Below are 4,190 nucleotides of genomic sequence, written 5' to 3'. Positions count from 1 at the left end.
GTCGGGGACGCCGCTGCTGTTCGCCGACGACCTCGCCGCGGTGCGCGGCGACGGCGTGTTCGAGACTCTGCTGGTCCGCGACGGTGGTGCGTGTCTGGTCGAGGCTCATCTAAATCGGCTTGTCCACTCGGCCAAACTTCTCGAGTTGCCATCGCCGGACCCGACCGCCTGGCGGCGCGCGATCAACCAGGCGGTAAAGCAGTGGACAAGCCAGACTGACGCCGAGGCCGCCATGCGTCTGGTCTACAGCCGCGGCCGGGAGAGCGGCTCGGCGCCAACCGCATACGTGACCGTGAACCCGGTCGCCGATCGGATCGCGACGGTCCGCCGCGAGGGACTGGCCGCGATCACGCTGCCCCGCGAGTTGCCGTCGGCCGGCGTCGAGGCCATGCCGTGGCTACTGGCCGGCGCCAAGACGCTGTCGTACGCCGTCAACATGGCTGCGCTGCGGCACGCCGACCGGCATGGCGCCGGCGATGTCATCTTCGTCAGCTCGGACGGCTACATCCTGGAAGGCCCGCGTTCGACAGTGGTGATCGCCACCGCCGGCGCCGACGGCAACGTGTGCCTGCTGACCCCGCCGCCCTGGTATCCGATCCTGCGCGGCACCACGCAGCAGGCGTTGTTCGGCGTTGCCCGCGACAAGGGCTACGACTGCGACTATCGCGCCCTGCGCATTGCCGATCTATTTGCTGCGCAGGGTATTTGGCTGGTGTCGAGTATGACGCTGGCCGCCCGCGTGCACACTCTTGACGGTCGGTTGTTGCCGCGTGCTCCGCTGACCACGGAGTTCGCCGAAATGGTTGATGCCGCCATTGTCAGCGATCGGTGAAATCGGTTGTCGTCGTTCCGGTCGGCGGGTAGCTTCGCCTTTACACAGGAAGGGAGGTGGTCCGAGAAATTGACAGTTTATTGGACATGTGAGGTGGCTGTCCGCTAGCGCGGTACCCGAACTGGAAATAACCAGCAGCACTGCGCTGGCGAATTCCCCGCAGCTACCCGGCCCCCGAGCCTCCGGTTCGTCCAACCTGAAACTACGGCTCGGGGGCTGCCCATTTTTCTGGGCCAGCCCGTCAACCGACGAAACGCGACAGCCGCGCCGAAAGATGCGGCACAAGCCCGCCGTCGGCATCCACCCGCTCTTCGACGTAGGCCAGATCTCCACCCTCGATGATTCCGTACAGTCGCTTGGCGCCGCCGACCAACCTGCCCGACCGGCTGCGGGCCAGCGCGTCGGTGGCCAGCTCCCACGACGACTGGTTGAGCGGGCGGCCGTAGAACAGTTCGACGTAGCCGGCGGAGTGCGCCAGCAGCAGTTCGATCGCCTGTGACTCCGACGGGTCGTCGGGCTCGTTGACGAAGCGCCAGTAACCGGTCTCGCGCAGGTCGCGCGATTCATACGCGCCGCCGGCGGTCACCCGCCATGAGCGGGACTCCCAGTTCAGGTAGTCACCGCCGTCATGGGACACGACGATCTGCTGGCCGAACCGGTAGTCGCCGTCGGCCCCACGGCCTTCGCCCTCACCGCGCCACACACCGACCAGCGGCAGCAACGCCAGCAGGGCATCGTTCAGGTTTGCGCCCGCGCGCAGGTTCGCGGTGTCGGCGGGGACTGGAAGATCGTCGAAGACCGGGATGTTGCGGTTCGCGGTCTCCTTCGCGCGCGCGATGGCCGCCGCCACGGCGCGATCCCCGGAGCCGGGAATCCGAACGGAGTCGTCGTCACTGCGTTCGTCGTCGTCGTGTTTCGCGTCGTCGCCGGCGGTCACGATTCGTCGGTGAGTAGCCGATACAGTGCGTACAGCGCGAACCAGGAAATGACCACGACGGCCGCGACTAGCAAGATTTCGTAGAACAGCACCACGATGACAAGTCTAGTGCGACGGAGTTCTCAGGCGACTTTGACGTCGACCTCGTGGAGGCCGGCGCCGGTGGGCTCCACGATCGCGTCGCCGTTGCCGGCGGCCGATAGCGCACGCAGCGTCCACGATCCGGGCGCCGCGAAGAATCGGAAGTCGCCGGTGGCTGAGGCCACTACCTCGGCGGTGAACTCGCCGGAGGAGTCCAGTAGTCGGACGAATGAACCGCCCACGGCTTCACCCTCACGGTCGACGACCCGGCCGGTGATCACCGTTTCCTTCTCCAGGTCGACGCTGGCCGGCAGAGTCTGTCCTTGCTTTCGCGCAGAGCACATCATCAGCATCCCAACTCGATTGGGGCTCCCTTTAGGAAGCCGTATTCCGTCCAACTGTTGTCGTAGTCTTGACATTCCGGTGTCGCAGCAATTCCTGAAAGACGAACCGGGTACGCGACGAACGTTCCCCGATTCGACAGGTCGCAATCGTTTCCCTCGAGCCGTCCAGCTTGACCGCGCCGGCGTGATCGGCATCGAGATGGGCCCAGTCGGCGGAGACCAGCACGTCGGAGCGCGCCATGAGGAATCCTTTCGATCGCTACGTGGTGCTCTGCGCCGGCTTCAGGCGCGCCACCAGCGGGTAGAGCTGGCAGCCCAGGCAGATGGCGAAGGCCGCGTTCAGGAATGCGGCGGCCAGCGCCGCAGCGGTGAGCACGGCGCCAAACAGCACGGCGCCGTTGACGAACCCGATCGCAGCCGGGGCGACGAAGATCAATCCGACCAGTTGAGCGAACTTCAGCGGTGGAACGGGCTCACGCTCGCGTACCGGGCTCAGCCGCGGTGCGACCAGTTTCGCGAACACCCGGCCATACGGGTGGCTTTGAGGCCCCGCCAGCGCGCCGATCGCGAAGACGATGGACTGCACGCCCAAGATCTCGCCGGCGGCGAATGGGCTGATTCCGGAGACGATGAGGGCGATTACGAGGACCGCGGTGGTGATCCAGGCCGCGAAGCGTGGCCCCCGGACGTCGACCTGACCAGCGGTTTTGGGATCCGACATGATGCTGCTCCTGAATTGCTCTAGGCACGACTGATGTGGCGACACGCCACGGGGATCTGGTTGCTCCGAGCGCGGCGCGAGAAGGCGCGGCTACTCAGCAGCTACAACAACAGCAGCCCGCAACGCGGCACAGCACAACTGCGCGGCGACGAGTGAGCGAGAGCTCAACGCGGGCGGACATACCGGACAGCGTACCCAACGGCGGCGTCATCGGGCCAACAGAGGCGCCAAAGCCGATCGCAAGTCATCGGCTTTCGGCACCCCCGAGGTGCGGTAACGCTGCTTGCCGTCGGCATCAAAAATGAACGTGGTGGGCAGTGACAATACCGAAAGGCGCTGTGCCGCGGCCTGGTTGGCGTCCAAATCAATTTCGACGTGCGCAACGTGCTCAAGACTGGCGCACACCTGGTCGACCACTCGACGCACCTGCGTGCAGGGTCCGCACCACGATGCGCTGAAATGCACGACGGTCGGCCCCGCCGTCGACAGGCCCAAGCCGGTGGTGTCGAGATTCCGGGCGGGGTCAGTCGCGCGGACGGCGCCCGACCGGCGGGTCATCAGCCAGCCGACCATCGCCGCCCCCGCCAGCGCTGCGAGAACCGCCACCACCGCTCCCGTCATGGGCACCGCCCCGGCCGCTGCTCCCGGAGTGCGCTGTTGCGGTAATCGCCGCGGACGCAGGTCATGCCTGGTTGAACCCATCGAGGGTGATTGTTAATCCCGTTCTGACACCCTCGATGATCACGTCGGAGCCTCGGGCGCCCTCGGTGGTCGGCGCCACGCCGAACGGCAACTTCTGATCGGGCAACGTGCCGGCGAAGGCGGCGAGCACCGCATCGCGTTTGTCGTCCGGCACGCTCTGATTTGCGGTGTTGGGGCCGGTGAGCACGCCGGTGGGGGTGAACACCAGCGTGGTGTTGTCGGTGCCGGCCATCGACAGATCGACCGCGACGCTGACCCGTTTGCCGAAGGCTTTCGGTGTTCCGCTGAACACCAGGTCGTGGCTGCCGGAAATCCCCGATTCGGTGGTACCGCCGCTCGCTGTGTTGGTGTCTTTGGCCGGGGCTTCGACTATCAGGTCCCGAATGCCCAGGTAGCGACCCAGATGCAGCGAGTCGATGATGATCCGGCTCTCCAGCCTGCCGACCGGCAACGTGGCATCTGGCCTGATCAGCCATGATGCATCGGTCAGGTCGACCGAGTACATGGTGGCCTCGAGCGTGGCTTTGCCGATCAGTGGGCGTTCCACCGCGCCGGCCTTGATCTCCACATCCT

General features: G+C 66.0%; 6 protein-coding genes and 1 pseudogene. 1 reads left to right on the top strand and 6 read right to left on the bottom strand.

Going from position 1 to position 4,190, the window contains the following annotated elements:
* Nucleotides 1-832: aminodeoxychorismate lyase (locus tag AC2VOG_RS15135; protein ID WP_486940697.1), on the top strand; the 832-nt coding region annotated here is incomplete at its 5' end.
* 241 nt (nucleotides 833-1,073) lie between these two features.
* Here AC2VOG_RS15135 and AC2VOG_RS15130 read toward each other — a convergent pair.
* The 6 genes and pseudogenes from AC2VOG_RS15130 to lmeA form a co-directional block, all read right to left on the bottom strand.
* Nucleotides 1,074-1,706, bottom strand: coding sequence for a heme-binding beta-barrel domain-containing protein (locus AC2VOG_RS15130; RefSeq protein ID WP_486940699.1), 633 nt, complete (start codon nucleotides 1,704-1,706; stop codon nucleotides 1,074-1,076).
* Between the two features lie 185 nt (nucleotides 1,707-1,891).
* Nucleotides 1,892-2,194 carry a DUF1416 domain-containing protein gene (locus AC2VOG_RS15125; protein WP_486940696.1) on the bottom strand — a complete coding sequence of 101 codons (303 nt, stop codon included), beginning with the start codon at nucleotides 2,192-2,194 and terminating at the stop codon, nucleotides 1,892-1,894.
* Between the two features lie 2 nt (nucleotides 2,195-2,196).
* Nucleotides 2,197-2,363 (bottom strand): annotated as a pseudogene (locus AC2VOG_RS15120) (sulfurtransferase); the annotation flags it as partial.
* 90 nt (nucleotides 2,364-2,453) lie between these two features.
* Nucleotides 2,454-2,915 carry a DUF4395 domain-containing protein gene (locus tag AC2VOG_RS15115; protein WP_486940695.1) on the bottom strand — a complete coding sequence of 154 codons (462 nt, stop codon included), beginning with the start codon at nucleotides 2,913-2,915 and terminating at the stop codon, nucleotides 2,454-2,456.
* A 207-nt stretch (nucleotides 2,916-3,122) separates the two neighbouring features.
* Nucleotides 3,123-3,536 carry a thioredoxin family protein gene (locus tag AC2VOG_RS15110; RefSeq protein ID WP_486940698.1) on the bottom strand — a complete coding sequence of 138 codons (414 nt, stop codon included), beginning with the start codon at nucleotides 3,534-3,536 and terminating at the stop codon, nucleotides 3,123-3,125.
* 61 nt (nucleotides 3,537-3,597) lie between these two features.
* The coding region (lmeA, locus tag AC2VOG_RS15105) for a mannan chain length control protein LmeA (RefSeq protein ID WP_486940694.1) at nucleotides 3,598-4,190 on the bottom strand (593 nt) is incomplete at its 5' end.

It is taken from the genome of Mycobacterium sp. TH-M11 (assembly GCF_057473725.1).
This window is presented reverse-complemented; position numbering and strand designations above follow the sequence as displayed.